The sequence below is a fragment of the Nonomuraea terrae genome (genome assembly GCF_004348995.1).
Lineage (GTDB): Bacteria > Actinomycetota > Actinomycetes > Streptosporangiales > Streptosporangiaceae > Nonomuraea > Nonomuraea terrae.
The window spans coordinates 19,028-32,119 of record NZ_SMKQ01000088.1 but is presented as its reverse complement, the minus strand read 5'-3'; the positions used below and the strand labels follow the sequence as shown (position 1 = coordinate 32,119).

General features: G+C 72.6%; 16 protein-coding genes. 7 read left to right on the top strand and 9 right to left on the bottom strand.

What is annotated here, in order from left to right; all coding sequences use genetic code 11:
- Window positions 1-415, bottom strand: a 415-nt coding sequence (locus E1286_RS25545; RefSeq protein ID WP_165969910.1) for an NAD(P)/FAD-dependent oxidoreductase, incomplete at its 3' end; no start/stop codon positions are given.
- A 106-nt stretch (window positions 416-521) separates the two neighbouring features.
- Here E1286_RS25545 and E1286_RS25540 point away from each other — a divergent pair.
- Window positions 522-1,364, top strand: coding sequence for an alpha/beta fold hydrolase (locus tag E1286_RS25540; RefSeq protein ID WP_132616193.1), 843 nt, complete (start codon window positions 522-524; stop codon window positions 1,362-1,364).
- Here the strand turns inward: E1286_RS25540 and E1286_RS25535 are convergent.
- Entirely contained in the window at window positions 1,345-2,178 is an 834-nt protein-coding gene (locus E1286_RS25535; RefSeq protein ID WP_132616191.1) for an SPFH domain-containing protein, read from the bottom strand. The genes E1286_RS25540 and E1286_RS25535 overlap by 20 nt on opposite strands.
- Window positions 2,179-2,365: 187 nt before the next feature.
- Between E1286_RS25535 and E1286_RS25530 the strand changes: the two genes are divergently transcribed.
- Both E1286_RS25530 and E1286_RS25525 read left to right on the top strand, forming a co-directional pair.
- On the top strand, window positions 2,366-4,705 hold the full coding sequence (locus tag E1286_RS25530; RefSeq protein ID WP_246075128.1) for an acetyl-CoA acetyltransferase: 2,340 nt from the start codon (window positions 2,366-2,368) through the stop codon (window positions 4,703-4,705).
- Window positions 4,706-4,739: 34 nt separating this feature from the next.
- On the top strand, window positions 4,740-5,225 hold the full coding sequence (locus E1286_RS25525; RefSeq protein WP_132616187.1) for a P-loop NTPase family protein: 486 nt from the start codon (window positions 4,740-4,742) through the stop codon (window positions 5,223-5,225).
- 127 nt (window positions 5,226-5,352) lie between these two features.
- Here the strand turns inward: E1286_RS25525 and E1286_RS25520 are convergent, their stop codons facing one another.
- Window positions 5,353-5,904: a hypothetical protein gene (locus E1286_RS25520; protein WP_132616185.1), complete on the bottom strand. Its 552-nt coding sequence runs from the start codon at window positions 5,902-5,904 to the stop codon at window positions 5,353-5,355.
- A 90-nt stretch (window positions 5,905-5,994) separates the two neighbouring features.
- Here E1286_RS25520 and E1286_RS25515 point away from each other — a divergent pair, with 90 nt between their 5' ends.
- The 3 genes from E1286_RS25515 to E1286_RS51355 all read left to right on the top strand — a co-directional run bounded on the left by E1286_RS25515 (window position 5,995) and on the right by E1286_RS51355 (window position 8,512).
- Window positions 5,995-6,378: a nuclear transport factor 2 family protein gene (locus tag E1286_RS25515; protein WP_132616183.1), complete on the top strand. Its 384-nt coding sequence runs from the start codon at window positions 5,995-5,997 to the stop codon at window positions 6,376-6,378.
- Window positions 6,379-6,662: 284 nt separating this feature from the next.
- Window positions 6,663-7,421, top strand: a complete 759-nt coding sequence (locus E1286_RS50445) for a GNAT family N-acetyltransferase (RefSeq protein WP_246075126.1) — start codon at window positions 6,663-6,665, stop codon at window positions 7,419-7,421.
- Window positions 7,422-7,693: 272 nt separating this feature from the next.
- Entirely contained in the window at window positions 7,694-8,512 is an 819-nt protein-coding gene (locus tag E1286_RS51355) for a hypothetical protein (RefSeq protein ID WP_132616181.1), read from the top strand.
- 429 nt (window positions 8,513-8,941) lie between these two features.
- Here the strand turns inward: E1286_RS51355 and E1286_RS51350 are convergent, their stop codons facing one another.
- The 3 genes from E1286_RS51350 to E1286_RS50425 all read right to left on the bottom strand — a co-directional run bounded on the left by E1286_RS51350 (window position 8,942) and on the right by E1286_RS50425 (window position 9,702).
- Entirely contained in the window at window positions 8,942-9,067 is a 126-nt protein-coding gene (locus tag E1286_RS51350) for a hypothetical protein (protein ID WP_281282743.1), read from the bottom strand.
- 108 nt (window positions 9,068-9,175) lie between these two features.
- The gene (locus E1286_RS50430; RefSeq protein WP_281282744.1) at window positions 9,176-9,511 is read right to left on the bottom strand and encodes a LysR substrate-binding domain-containing protein; all 336 of its coding nucleotides are present in this window, start codon (window positions 9,509-9,511) and stop codon (window positions 9,176-9,178) included.
- A gap of 29 nt (window positions 9,512-9,540) precedes the next feature.
- Window positions 9,541-9,702 (bottom strand): hypothetical protein, encoded by a 162-nt coding sequence (locus E1286_RS50425; protein WP_246075121.1) that lies wholly within the window; start codon window positions 9,700-9,702, stop codon window positions 9,541-9,543.
- A gap of 210 nt (window positions 9,703-9,912) precedes the next feature.
- Between E1286_RS50425 and E1286_RS25495 the strand changes: the two genes are divergently transcribed.
- Complete coding sequence (locus tag E1286_RS25495; RefSeq protein ID WP_132616177.1) at window positions 9,913-10,149, top strand: hypothetical protein; 237 nt, start codon at window positions 9,913-9,915, stop codon at window positions 10,147-10,149.
- On the opposite strand, the gene E1286_RS25490 is transcribed toward E1286_RS25495, so the two are convergent.
- From E1286_RS25490 to E1286_RS25480, 3 genes are all read right to left on the bottom strand, one after another.
- Complete coding sequence (locus E1286_RS25490) at window positions 10,125-10,724, bottom strand: class I SAM-dependent methyltransferase (protein WP_132616175.1); 600 nt, start codon at window positions 10,722-10,724, stop codon at window positions 10,125-10,127. The two genes, E1286_RS25495 and E1286_RS25490, sit on opposite strands and share 25 nt — an antisense overlap.
- A gap of 144 nt (window positions 10,725-10,868) precedes the next feature.
- Window positions 10,869-12,050 (bottom strand): glycosyltransferase family 4 protein, encoded by a 1,182-nt coding sequence (locus E1286_RS25485; protein WP_132616173.1) that lies wholly within the window; start codon window positions 12,048-12,050, stop codon window positions 10,869-10,871.
- Window positions 12,047-12,838, bottom strand: coding sequence for a sulfotransferase family protein (locus tag E1286_RS25480; protein ID WP_246075120.1), 792 nt, complete (start codon window positions 12,836-12,838; stop codon window positions 12,047-12,049). Before E1286_RS25480 ends, E1286_RS25485 begins: the two co-directional genes overlap by 4 nt.
- Window positions 12,839-13,092: the final 254 nt, after the last annotated feature.

Below are 13,092 nucleotides of genomic sequence, written 5' to 3'. Positions count from 1 at the left end.
CCTCCCACCCGTGGCAGTACGGGCACGACACCACGTCGCCGCCCCACAACGCGGCCAGCCCGGGAACCGGCGGCAGCTCCTCGATCACCCCCGTGGCCAGCACCAGCGCCCGGGCCCGCAGCCTGCCGCCGTCCCGCAGCCCGACCAGCCATCGCGCCCCCTCCCGCCGCGCCTCCGTCACGACGTCGCAGACCACCTCGGCGCCGTAGCGGCGGGCGTCGTCGCGCGCCAGCTCCAGCAGGCGGCCCGGCGCCACGCCCTCGTGCCCGGCCACGTTGTGCACGGCGCGCGCCCGCGCGTTGCGGGGCTCGCCGCCGTCCACGACCGTCACGGCGCGCCGCGCGCGCCCCAGCACCAGCGCCGCCTGCAAACCCGCCACACCGCCGCCCACCACGATGACCTCACTCGTCCGCATGGCGCAAGCCAAGCAGGCGTCCGTATAGTGAGCAAGTTCGTATCGAAAGACGAGACAGCGGATAATCGGTTGCCACCGAAGGGCCGCGCTGACACGCTCGTCGGTCATGCCCTCCTTCACCGCCCCCGACGGCACCGGGCTGGCCTACCACGTCTCCGGCCGGGGAAGCCCGGTGATCTGCCTGCCCGGCGGCACACAGGACGCCGGCTATCTCGGCGACCTCGGCGGCCTGTCCGCCCACCGGCGGCTCGTCCTGCTGGACCCGCGCGGCACCGGCCGGTCCGCGACACCCGCCGACCCGGCCTCGTACCGCTGCGACCGGCTCGTCGGCGACGTCGAGGCGCTGCGCGAGCACCTCGGCCTCGACCGGATCGACCTGCTCGCCCACTGTGCCGGCGCCAACCTCGCCCTCCTGTACGCCGTCCGCCACCCCGAGCGCGTCGCCAGGCTCGCCCTGATCACCCCGAGCACCGTCGCCGTCGGCCTCGCCCCCACCGGCGATGAGCGGCTCGAGGCGGCCCGGCTCCGCGCGGACGAGCCGTGGTTCGGCCCCGCCTACGCAGCCCTCGAGTCGATCGTGGCCGGCGACGGCGACGACTGGAAGGCCATCGACCCCTTCTTCTACGGCCGATGGGACGCGCCGGCCCGGGCGCACCTGGCCGCTCAGGAAGGCCGCCGCAACCCGGAGGCCGCGGCCGTCTTCGCCGCCGAGGGCGCGTTCGACCCCGAGGCAACCCGCGCCGCGCTCGCCTCCTTCCCCGCTCCCGCGCTGGTGCTCGCCGGCGAGCTCGACCTCAACTCCCTGCCCGGCGCCGTGGCCCGGCTCGCGGCGCTGCTCCCCGGCGCCGAGTACGTCGTCCAGCCTCAGGCGGGTCACTACCCGTGGCTCGACGACGCCTCTTGGTTCGCCGCCACGACGGCGGCGTTCCTCACTGGTTGTTCGGTGTGACGTTCACGGCGCTGCCCGTCGGCACCGGGACGATCGAGACCTTGCCGTCCTGGATGGCCTTGTAGAGGATCGCGCCCTGCGGCCCGAGCACCTTCGCCAGCTGCTCCAGCGACTTCAGCTCGGTCAGCGCGCGGGTGTTCTCCGCCTCCTGGGCCTTCTGCCGCTCCTGTGCCGCCTGCGTCTCGGTCTGGGCGTTCACGATCGCCTCGGGCGGCTCGGGCTGGCGGATGATGAACTGCAGCCGCTCGAAGTACTGCCCCTGCGTCAGGGCGGCCACGTACTGGTTGGTCAGCCTCGCCATGTCCTGCTCCCACAGGGCCTTCTTGGCGGGGTCGGCGTAGAGGTCGCGCCAGTCGTACTTGAGCGTCGCCTCGTCCATCGCGCGCTCGACGCTGTTGCCGATGTAGAACTGCAGCATCCTGGTCCAGCCGTCGGACTCGTACGCGGCGTACTTCTTCCCGATGTTCTCGTGGAAGGACTGCAGCTTCTTGCAGTCGGAGGCGGAGAAGTAGAACGTCAGCCCGCCGGACATCGTCATGACCTGCCCGTCCCTGCTGACCGACGTGATCTGGCTGCCCTCCGACTCGTCCCGGCCGGAGAAGTCGTAGGTGCGCTGGCCGTTCGGATAGCGGTAGCCCTCGTCGCCCGGCCCCGAGACGTCGCGGGTGGACGGCCTGAGGCACTCCTGAAACGTCGTGGAGCTGAACATGCCCGCGTCGTAGACGATGCCGCCCTCGTCGGGCTCGACGTTCGTGATCGAGCAGCCCGACAGGGCGGCGACGGCGAGCAGGCACGGGGGGATGATGCGCTTCACTGGGGATCTCCTGCCTGGAAACGGTCTGCGAAGAGGGCAGAGATGATAGAGGCACGGGGCTGATACCGGTCCCGGTTCGGGAATGTCCGCCGATCATGCTTGCCGGGCCTCGCGGACGCGGTTACGCTCCCGTTGTTCAGCACTTTTTGGGACGAAACACGTCTATAAATCGTGGCTGGTGGTGGGCTTGGAGCGGTTCGAGGGTGTTGATCCCCGTACGCCGGTGCTGGTGGGCGCGGGGCAGGCGTCCGAGCGGATCGACGAGCCCGGCTACCGGCGGCTGTCGGCCGTCGAGCTGGGTGCGGCCGCCGCGCGTGAGGCCCTCGCCGACACCGGCGCCGACCCCGCCGAGGTCGCCGCCGCCGTCGACATCGTGGCCGGCGTGCGCCAGTTCGAGATCTCCATGCCGGCCGCGCGGGCGCCGCTCGGCAGGTCCACGAACTACCCCAGGTCCGTCGCGGGCCGGATCGGCGCCGCGCCCCGGCGCGCGATCCTCGAGGTGGTGGGCGGCCAGTCGCCGCAGCACCTGGTCAACGAACTGGCCGCGACGATCGCGGCCGGCGCCGCCCGGGCGGCCCTGATCGTCGGCTCCGAGGCGATCTCCACCGCCCAGCACCTCGCCGGGGCCGCGGACCGGCCCGACTTCACCGAGACCGTCGACGGCGACCTCGAAGACCGCGGGTACGGCCTGGCCGGTCTCGTCTCCCGGTCACTGATCGCGCACGGGCTCACCGACGCCCCGACCCAGTACGCCCTGTTCGACAACGCCCGCCGCGCCCGGCTCGGCCAGAGCCGCGAGGAGTACGCCGCCGGCATGGGCGCCCTGTTCGCGCCGTTCACGAAGATCGCCGCCGCGAACCCGCACGCCGCCGCGCCCGTCGAGCGCACGGCGGAGGAGCTGGTCACCCCGTCGGAGCGCAACCGCCCCATCGCCGACCCGTACACCCGCTACCTCGTGGCCCGCGAGAAGGTCAACCAGGGCGCGGCCGTGCTGCTGACGTCCGTGGAGGAGGCGCAGCGGCTGGGAGTGCTGCGGGACCGCTGGGTGTTCCTGCACGGCCACGCCGACCTGCGCGAACGCGACCTGCTGCAACGCGCCGACCTCAGCAGGGGCCCCGCCTCCGTCATGGCTGCCCGCCACGCGCTGGAGCTGGCCGGGATCGACGCCGACGACCTGGCCGCCATCGACCTGTACAGCTGCTTCCCGATCGCGGTCTCCCACGTCTGCGAGGGGCTCGGGCTGCCCATGGACGGCTCACGCGAGCTGACGGTGACCGGCGGCCTGCCGTTCTTCGGCGGACCAGGCAACGCCTACTCGCTGCACGCCATCGCCGAGATCGTGGGGCGGATGCGCGCGCAGCCCGGCGCGTACGGGCTGGTCGGCGCGAACGGCGGCATGCTGAGCAAGTACTCCGCGGGGGTCTACTCCACCACCCCGGCGCCCTGGCGGCCCGGCCGCGGCGCGACCTTGCAGGCCGAGATCGACTCCTGGCCGGCCGTCGAGCAGACGGCCCGTCCTGATGGCTGGGCCACCATCGAGACGTACACCGTCAAGCACGGGCGCGACGGCAGGCGTACCGGCATCGTCATCGGACGGCTGAAGGTCGACGGCCGCCGCTTCCTCGCCAGGACCGCCGACGGCGACGACGCGGCACTCGACCTGCTCACCAGCGGCGAGCCGGTCGGCCGCCGCGTCTACGTGCGCTCCTTCGGCTTCGGCAACCGCGTCACGGTCGGCGACGCGCGGATGGACGAGCTGTTCCCGCCCCGGCCCGCCGTGCTGCGCGACGACTACGCGCACGTGCTGGTCCGCCGCGACGGGCACGTCCTGGAGGTCGCCGTCGACCGGCTCGACCCGGCCGCCCACGACGAGCTCGACCAGGTCTTCGACGCCTTCCTCGCCGACCGGGACCTGTGGGTCGCGATCCTCACGGGGGCGGGCGGCGGGATGTTCTCGGCGGGCGACGGCCTCACGGGCCGGCCCGCCCCGAAGAACGGCCTGGCCGGGCTGACCGCCCGGCGCGCCATGACCAAGCCGGTGATCGCCGCGGTCAACGGCCCCGCCCTGGGGGCCGGCTTCGAGATCGCGCTCGCCTGCCACCTCGTCGTCGCGGACGAGACCGCCGTCTTCGCGCTGGACCAGGTGAGGGCCGGACAGGTGGCGACCGGAGGAGGGCTCGTCCGGCTGCCACGCGCCCTGCCCGCCAGGCTCGCCACCGAGCTCATCCTCACCGGCCGCCACCTCACCGCCGCCGAAGCCCATCGGCACGGCCTGGTCAACCGCGTGACAGGACCGGGCGGCGCGCTGGAAGGCGCCCGCGCCCTCGCCCAGGACCTCCTGGCCGCCGCACCGCCGGCCGTGCACGCCTCACTCCGGATCATGTCCGAGACCGTCGCCATCCCCGATCCGATCGACGCCGTCACGCACCCGTCCCCGGCCCTGGACGAAGCCCTCTTCACCGAGGACGCCACCGAAGGCCTCAGAGCCATGACCGAGAACCGCCCACCCCGCTGGCACAACCGCTGACCACCCGCCATGGGCCTGTGGAACCATGGACGCCGTGCAGCGAGTCGTGATCCTCGGGCGTGGCGGTTCGGGGAAGTCGACGCTCGCCGCCCGCCTGGGCCTGATCACCGGGCTTCCCGTCATCGAGCTGGACGAGCACTTCTGGCGGCCCGGCCTCGAAGCGACGCCTCCCGAGCAGTGGGCCGCCGTCCAACGTGAACTCGTCAGAGCCGAGGCTTGGATCATGGACGGCGACCTCGGGCCCTACGACGTCCCCGACGTCCGGCTCCGAGCGGCGGACACCGTCATCCTGCTGGACTTCTCGTTCTGGCGCTGCGCCTGGCGAGCGATCCGGCGCTCTCGGGAACGCGCCGACTTCTGGCGGTGGGTATGGGCCTACCGACGCCGGAGCCGGCCGCTCCTCCTCGCGGCGATCGAGGCCCACGCGGGTGACGCGAACCTGCACGTGCTGCGGAATCCGCGCACAGTGCGACGCTTCGTCGCGCGCGTCACGACCGGCCGGGCCTCAAGCCGACCGTGACTCCCGCCACACCGCGCAGCCTCTCCTGATCGCTCCGCCCGCGCGCTGCTGATCGCGGTCCTTGCGGGCCCCCCGCTGCCCGCCGTGGTCGTGCTGGACCGTGCGGGCGCCGCTCCCGTGCGGACGGTCAGGGGACCGCGATGCCGGAGGTGGGGAGACCGGCCTGGTCGGGAACCACGAGGGGGAGGCCGCGGAGCCAGCCCTCCAGGTCGGCGGGCCACCAGCGGCCGGCGGTCAGGCGGCCCAGCTCCTGGCCGACCGCCGACGCCGAGGCGTGCACGGGCACCACCCGTACGGGTGCGGCCCCCGCCAGGACGCCGAGCCACCAGTGCCGCCAGGTCGCCGTCATCCCGTCGGGGTCCAGCACCAGGTAATAGTCGGGCAGGACGAGCCGGTCGGCGCGCAGCTCGGCCAGCGCCGCCTCGATGGCCACCTCCAGGGCGCCGGTGGGAGCCGTACCGTCGAAGAACGCCGTCCATGCCGCGGCGACGTCGGCCAGCGGGTCGGCGTCGTGCACCACGTACGTCGCCGGCGAACGCCCGGCGAGCTCCATCACCTCGGCCGGCCGCCGATCACCCCGCGGGATCGCCCGTACGTTGTGCAGCCCCTCCAGGCCCGCCACCACGTCTCCGGCGCCCTCGCCCGCCACCACGACCACCGTACTGATCAAACGCCGCATAACGGGCAGTTTATGTCGGCCACCGCCGGCGGCCGGATCGGCCTGACACGGGTGAGGAAAACGTCGGTGGCGGCCGTTAGGGTTCCGCGCATGGACGAGACCTCCCGCACCCGCGGCGTCGTGCACGCCTACGTCGACTCGGCGGAGCGACGCGACTGGGCCGCCTTCGCCGCCCTGCTCGCCGACGACGTGGTCTACGAGATGCCGCAGACGCGCGAGCGCATCCGAGGGAAGACCGCCTATCTCCAGTTCAACACCGACTATCCGGGTGACTGGCATCTGAAAGTGCGTCACGTCGTCGCCGACGGCCGTCACGCCGCCGCCTGGCTCGACGCCCGCGTCGGCGACGACTCGCAGGACGCGAGCGCGTGGTTCGAGCTGTCCGCCGAGGGCCTGATCAGCCGCGTCACCGACTTCTGGCCCGAGCCGTACGATCCGCCCGCCGGCCGCGAGCACCTCGTGGAGCGCTGGTGACGGCCGACGCGTTCCGCGCCCGCGCGGTATGACCGACGACAGCGGCGTACGAGTGAGGCGGCATGCAGCACCGACCGAGCAGCACGGCCGCCCCGGTGGCGGCGCTGCCCGACTGCCGCGGGCGAAGTCTGCCGGGCCAGTGGCACGGCGTGCCCGACGACGTGCCGGCCCGGTCGTGACCGAGTTCTTCCGCGCTGCGACGTAACCCCACCGAACACCAGAAATCGCACACTGGATCGCGGTCTCCCCGACCGCCGAGCCCATCCCGAGAGCCAAGGAGGGTCATGACCGTCGTCCTGTCCGTCAAGGGCACCGCGTCCGCCCCCGCGCTGCGCCTGCGCCCCTGGCAGGCCGACGACGCGGCGGCCCTCGCGCGGGCGCACCGCGACCCGGTCCTGCGCCGCCGGCTCACCACCTTCGTCACCACCGAAGCCGACGCCCGCCACTGGATCGCGGCCCAGCACGAGGCCTGGACCGCCGCCACCCGCTTCAGCTTCGCCGTCCTGGAAGCGGCATCGGGCTGTGAGGCGGGGGAGACGGGCCTGGGGCAGGAGGCCGGGCAGGAGGCGCCGGGAGAGACGGGGCCGCGTGCCTGGGCGGAGGTCAGATCGGGAAGCAACGCGGAGATCGGGCTGGAGATCGGGGCGGAAGCCGGGGTTGGGTTCGGGAGTGGCGGGCGAAAGGTCGGTGGTGGCGAGGGGATCGCTTCGGAGCGGTTGGCCGGGCAGGTCGTGCTGAAGACCGGTGCGGATCCGGGTGTCGCCGAGGTGGGCTATTGGGTGTCGGCCGAGATTCGGGGGCGGGGAGTCGCGTCCCGGGCGCTTGAGGCCGTGACTCGGTGGGCATTCAGCGCGCAGGGGCCGTTGCGGCTTGCCCGCATCGAGCTGTTTCATGCTGCGGACAATCACGGCTCATGCCGTGTCGCCGAGCGATGCGGCTACGGCTTTCAGCGCGTGCTGCCCCCGCAGCCTCCGGTCTTCCCTACGGAGGGGCATCTGCACGTGCGCCATGCCGAGGCTGACGGTGAGCACCGGCACCGTTGACAGGTCAGCGGCGGCGCCACCCCATGCGGTGCCTCGCGGCAACGTGCGCTACGACAACCTCGAGGCCGCGATCGCCCCGGGTCGTCAAGAGTTCGGGTGGGGACGCACCGGTGGCCGGCTTCCGCAGCCGGGCCGGGCAGAGACGGCCCGGCCTCGGGAGCGCGCACGAGAGGGGCGGAGGGGGAGGCGACATCGGCTGGTTCCGCCGCGACCACCTGGTGCCCGTGCCGGAAAGTGACCTGTCTCCATGAGCTCGACGCCCTCATCGACGGGTGGGCCTTGAGGATGAGGGGCGGCGGATCGGCAACCGAACCCTGACGGCGGGCGAGGCCTTCGCATCGGGCAGCCGCGTCACCGCCGTCCCGGCCGGCTTCCAAGAGCCCGGCGCCGTCCCGCCCACCTCCGAAAGGCCGCCGTCCCGGCCTGACACCGAGAGCCTGACCGCGCCTTCGCCGTCGTCGCCCGCCGTCGAAAGGCAGGCCCCCCAGTCCTGGCAGACCTCGGCGAGCCGGTCCCGGCCCGCCGCCGCGCCGCAGTTCCGGCACGGCGACATCGCGCTCGTGCGTGCGGACGCCGGGGCGCTCAAGGCGGAGTCGCGTTTCACGCAGGCCGCCGAGGTGCTGGGACGGATCGCGGAGCCCGCCCGCCGGGCACTCGGCAGGACCGACTCCGAGGTGATCGCGCTCCGGATCGACCTGGCCGACGCGCTCTTCCTCGCCGGGGACCACCGCCGGGCCGCACCGGAGTTCGCCGCGCTGGCCGCCGACATCGCCGCGCGCCAGGGCCCGGCCGACGACCTGGCCCTGCGGTTCCGCATGATGGAGGCCACCTGCCTGGCCATGCTCGGCGACACGGCCCTCGCGCTCGCCCGGCTGAGACACCTGCTGGACGACGAGCGGCGCTTCGGCGTGGACGACGACCGCACGCTGGAGCTGCGCCGCCAGATCGGCCTGCTCGAACTCGGCGCGGGCGACCACGCGGCGGCCCGTCGCACCCTCGGCGCCCTGCTGGCCGACCTCGAACAGCGCCATGGCCCCGGCCACCCGAGCACCCGCGAGATCCGCGACCTCCTCCACGACCTCGCGGACTAGGGACATGCGCGGGTACGCCATGGGTAAAAGACTGGGTCAATTCTCCCTGATGCGGATATCGGGGGAAGTTTCGTTATAGCTGGCTGGTTGCCGATGGTGTCCGATCGATAAGAGAAGCGCCGGTTCAGGAAAACGTCCGGCACATGATAACGGGGGGACCAATGACGATCCGCCAGTACCTCGGACTCGGGGTCCGCACAGCGTACGACCCCTACCCGCACCCGGGAGGCGGCGGCGGCTCCGACAGCGCGCGGAGTGCTCGCCGCCGCAGGCGTCGCCGCTGACGACGCCCACCTGGGACGTCCGGGAGGCACAGCATGACGTAGCCAGGACGACGCGAGCGCGGCGACGCTCGACGCCGCCCTGGCACGCGCCGTGCAGGGGCAAGCCACAGGCCCTCAGCGGCGCAGAAGACCTCAAGATCCGCCCCTACCAGGAGCGGCCCGTTCCATCGGTCACCGCCGACTTCGCCGGCCACGACGCCGCCCCCGTCAAGAAGTACGCGCGCTCGCCCCCGCCGGCCACGACGCCGCCGCCCTTGAGAAGTACGCGCACCCGCCCGCATCCCCACCCCGGGCCCGAACGCGCGAAGAGCTTCGCCCGCAAGAAGCGGGCACTCACCCCGGCCTGAGCGGCCCACACCCATCTCCGGCCTCAGCGGCCTCACCGCGACAGTGTGACGCCGAACGTCGCACAGGCCAGATCCGCGAAGGCGGCGGCCGCCGACGTGAGCCGTCTGCCGGACGGCGCGACCAGCGAGACGCCCCACGGTGGCAAGCCGGCCACCGGCCGCCACGCCAGCCCCCGCGCCCGCCTCACATGCGATCTGGGGACGACGGCGACGCCGAACCCGGCACGGACCAGCTCGGCGCACGTCATGATGCCGGCCACCTCGACCGCGATGCGCCGGCGCACGCCGGCCTCCCGGAACGCCTGGTCGGTCAGCGCCCGGGCGCCCCACCCCTCCGGGGATGCCGACGAACGCCTCCCCGTCCAGATCGGCGATCCGCACCTCCCCTTCAGGCCCTTCAGGCAGGCGGCGGTCCGCCGGCGCCTGCCTGCCCGATGGGTTCGCGAGCCAGCTCGGCCACGCGCAGCCCCTGCGCCCACGCCAGATCGAGGTCGCCGTCGCGCACCTGACGGGCGAGGGTGAGGGCACCGCCAGGAGCGGGCCGGGGCTCGATGACCACACCGGGATGTTCCCGGTGGAACGCGGCGAACAGCGTGCCGGCGCGGGGCGATCTTCTACATCCTCTGGGGCCTGGTGCACATCAACGCGGCCTACGCCCTGCTGACGCTCGGGCGGTCGCTCGATCCGGGCATGGTGCAGGCCCGCATCTTCCAGGACGCCTGGAACATCCTGGCCGGCGCCATCGTCGTGATCGTCGTCGGCCGCGGCCATGAACTGGCGCAACTCCAGGGCGGGCTTCTGGATCAACCTCATCCTGGCGTCCCTGCTCGACATCGCGTTCGTCGTGTTCGTCATCGTGCCGGGCTACGCGCCGCTGCGGCCGGGGCTGCAGGGCCCGATCACGTGGGTGATCGCCGCGGTCTTCAGCGCGGCGGGGATCGTCGCCGCCCGCCAGGGCGAGACGCCCGGCCTCACCCCGACTTACGGCCGCGCCGCGCGGACGTAGTACAGCAGGTACGGCAGCTCGCCCTCCGACTCCACCTGGAACCCGGTGTCGAGGATCAGCGACCCCAGCAGGTCACGGGGGTCGCCATCCATCGGCCCGAGCCGGCCGGCGAGCGGCCGGGGCTCGGCGACGAGCAGCCGCCCTCCCGGCCGCAGCACCCGGTACATCTCACCCAGCGCCTCCGGCCGGTCCTCGGCGGGGATGTGGTGGACGACCAGGGTGGCGGTCACCGCGTCGAACGACCCGTCGGGGAACGGCAGGGTCTGGGCGCCGCCGAGGACGTACGTGCAGTTGCCGCGGGCGCGGGCGGCGGCGTACCGGATCATCGCGGGGGACGGGTCGATGCCGGTCACCTGGCCGGCGGGCCCGACCACGGGGGAGAGGATCCGGCTCAGGTAGCCGGTGCCGCAGCCCACGTCGAGGACCCGGTCGCCGGCGCGCGGCCGGACCGCGGCGGCCAGCCGGGTGAACACCGCGCGGCGCGCCCCCAGGAACCAGACCGTGGCGGACACCTCGTACGCGAGCGGGTGGTCGATCGTGCCGGTGTGGTGGTGCAGCAGCCGTGCGAGCCCCATGGAGTCATTCCTACCTCGGGCACCATCTCGGGCACGGCCCGGCGGGCGCGGCCTTGACCTCGGGGCGGGACACCCTTGAACGCACGCCGTCCCCGGACCCGCCGGGGCGGGTCCGGGGACGGCGTGTCCGCCAGCCGGGAACGATCAGCCGCGTGCGGCGCCGTAGTCGTGGGCGATGGGGGCGCGGTTGAGCAGCGCGGTGTACAGCTCCTCCCACAGCGGCATGACGACCTGCGGCGTGTACCCGCGGGCGGTCTCCGCGGCGGTGGCGCCCATGCGCTGGCGCAGGTCGGCGTCGCCCATCACCTGCGACAGCGCCTCTCCGAGCTTCGGGACGTCGCGCGGCGGCACCAGCACGCCGTCCTTGCCCGGCGTCAGCACGTCGGCTGGCCCGGTCGGGCAGTCGAAGGCGACGATCGGCAGGGCGTGGCCCATCGCCTCGATCATCGCCATCGGCAGCCCCTCCATCCGGGAGCTCAGCGCGTAGATCGACGCGTTGGCCAGCTCCTCGTGGAGGCGGTCGCTGCGCCCCATGAGCTTGATGCGGTCGCCCATGTCGTGCTTGTTGATGCGGTTCTGCAGCTTCTGCTGGAGCGGTCCGGTGCCGAAGATCCGCAGTTTCCACTCGGGGTGGGCCTCCGCGATCGAGGCGAAGGCCGGGATGAGCATGTCGAAGCCCTTCTGGGGCACCAACCGGCCGGCCGCGATGACGATCGGGTTGCTGTGGTCGGAGTGCTTGCGGTGCTCCATGGGCACGGCGTTCGGGATGCGGACGATCGGCATGTCCTTGAAGATCGCGCGGTACTCCGCCCGGCTCGTCTCCGTCAGCACCGCGACCGCGTCGAAGCTGCCGTAGTAGCGGGTGATGTGCTCGCGCACGGCCGGGTGGTACGAGGCCAGGTTCATGTGCTCCTGCGCCACCCGGACGGCCTTGCTGGAGCCCCGGCGGGCGGAGACCAGGTTGAGCGCCGGGCGGGTGGTCACCAGGATGCCGTCCTCGACCGACGACACGTACTCGATCAGCGCGCCCTCCACCCGCTGGGTGAAGTAGTGGGCGGCGAACTCGCCGTACGGCACGATCTTGCCGCGGGCGCGCCGCCACACCTTGCGGGCGAACGAGTCGGCCACCACGCCGTCACGCTGGTCGACCAGCGCCCACACCTTGACCCGCTCGTCGATCTCGAATCGCGGCTTGGTACGGCGGCGCACCGCGCTGACGATCTCGACGTCGTGGCCCGCCTGGGCCATCGCGTTGGCCTGGTTGACGACCGTGCGGATCGTGCCGCCCATGCCGTAGGCGTGCACCAGCATGTAGCGGATCTTCATGGCAAGTACTCCCAGGTCCGGCACATGGGCTTCAGCGCCTCAGGGATGTCCTCCGGCGTGGGCAGGTCGCGGCCCGGCTGGACCTCGCCCGAACGGATCTTGTCCTTCCAGTCGCCGAGCCCCTTCGTCACGACGTCGGGAGTGCCGTAGGTCAGCATCTCGGGGGCCCAGTCGATGCCGAGGAACTCGCAGATGCGGCGGCCGGTCTTCTCCGGCTCGCCGGTCAGGTCCTCGTAACGCACGGTCAGGCCGGGCAGCGCCTTCCTGGCGCGCTCCACGGCCTTCATGTAGCGCAGCGCGTCGGTCGCGGCCTCCTCGGGCGTGCGCCTGTCAGGGCTCGCCTCGTGCCAGGACGTCGCGATCGAGGCCGGGTGGCGCAGCAGGAAGATGTAGCGCGCGTCCGGCCAGCACGCCGCGATGCGGTCGTAGGCGAAGGCGTTGGCGGGCGTCTTGTCGACGATGAAGCGCTTTCCGCTGCGCACCAGCTCACGGTGGAGGACGCGGTCCCACAGCAGGTGCTCGAGGTCGGCGCGGTTGTGGCCGAGCGCGGCCATCGCCCGCTCCGCCAGCCCGGTGCCGAAGTCCACGCTCAGCCTGCGCACGTGCAGCTCGTGCGGGGCGTGCAGGTCGGGGTGGGCGTTCATCATCGAGCGCAGCAGCGTCGAGCCCGACCGCACGGGGGAGATGACGAACACGGGGGCGGTGAGCAGGCGATCGGCCTCGGGGTCGGCCGGTGGCCGGAACGACACTTCTGCGGGCTTCTTCTTCGGCGCCGGCCGTTCTGGCACAGCCTTTCCGCTTTTTCCTACTCGTTCGATTCGGAAACCCGCGTACTTGGCCAGCGCGCCGCTGACTCTACGCTGCCACATCATGATGGGCGAGGGTACCGGCTGTTTCTGGAGATTGACTGAGAATCGGCCACGAGATGTCGAGATAGTGTCCGGAGTCACGTCGCACGCGACACATGACACTACTCCGATACGTTGCGTAACCGCCGCCGACCCCCTCAAAACCCCATTTTCTGCCGGCGTGGATCCCTGGC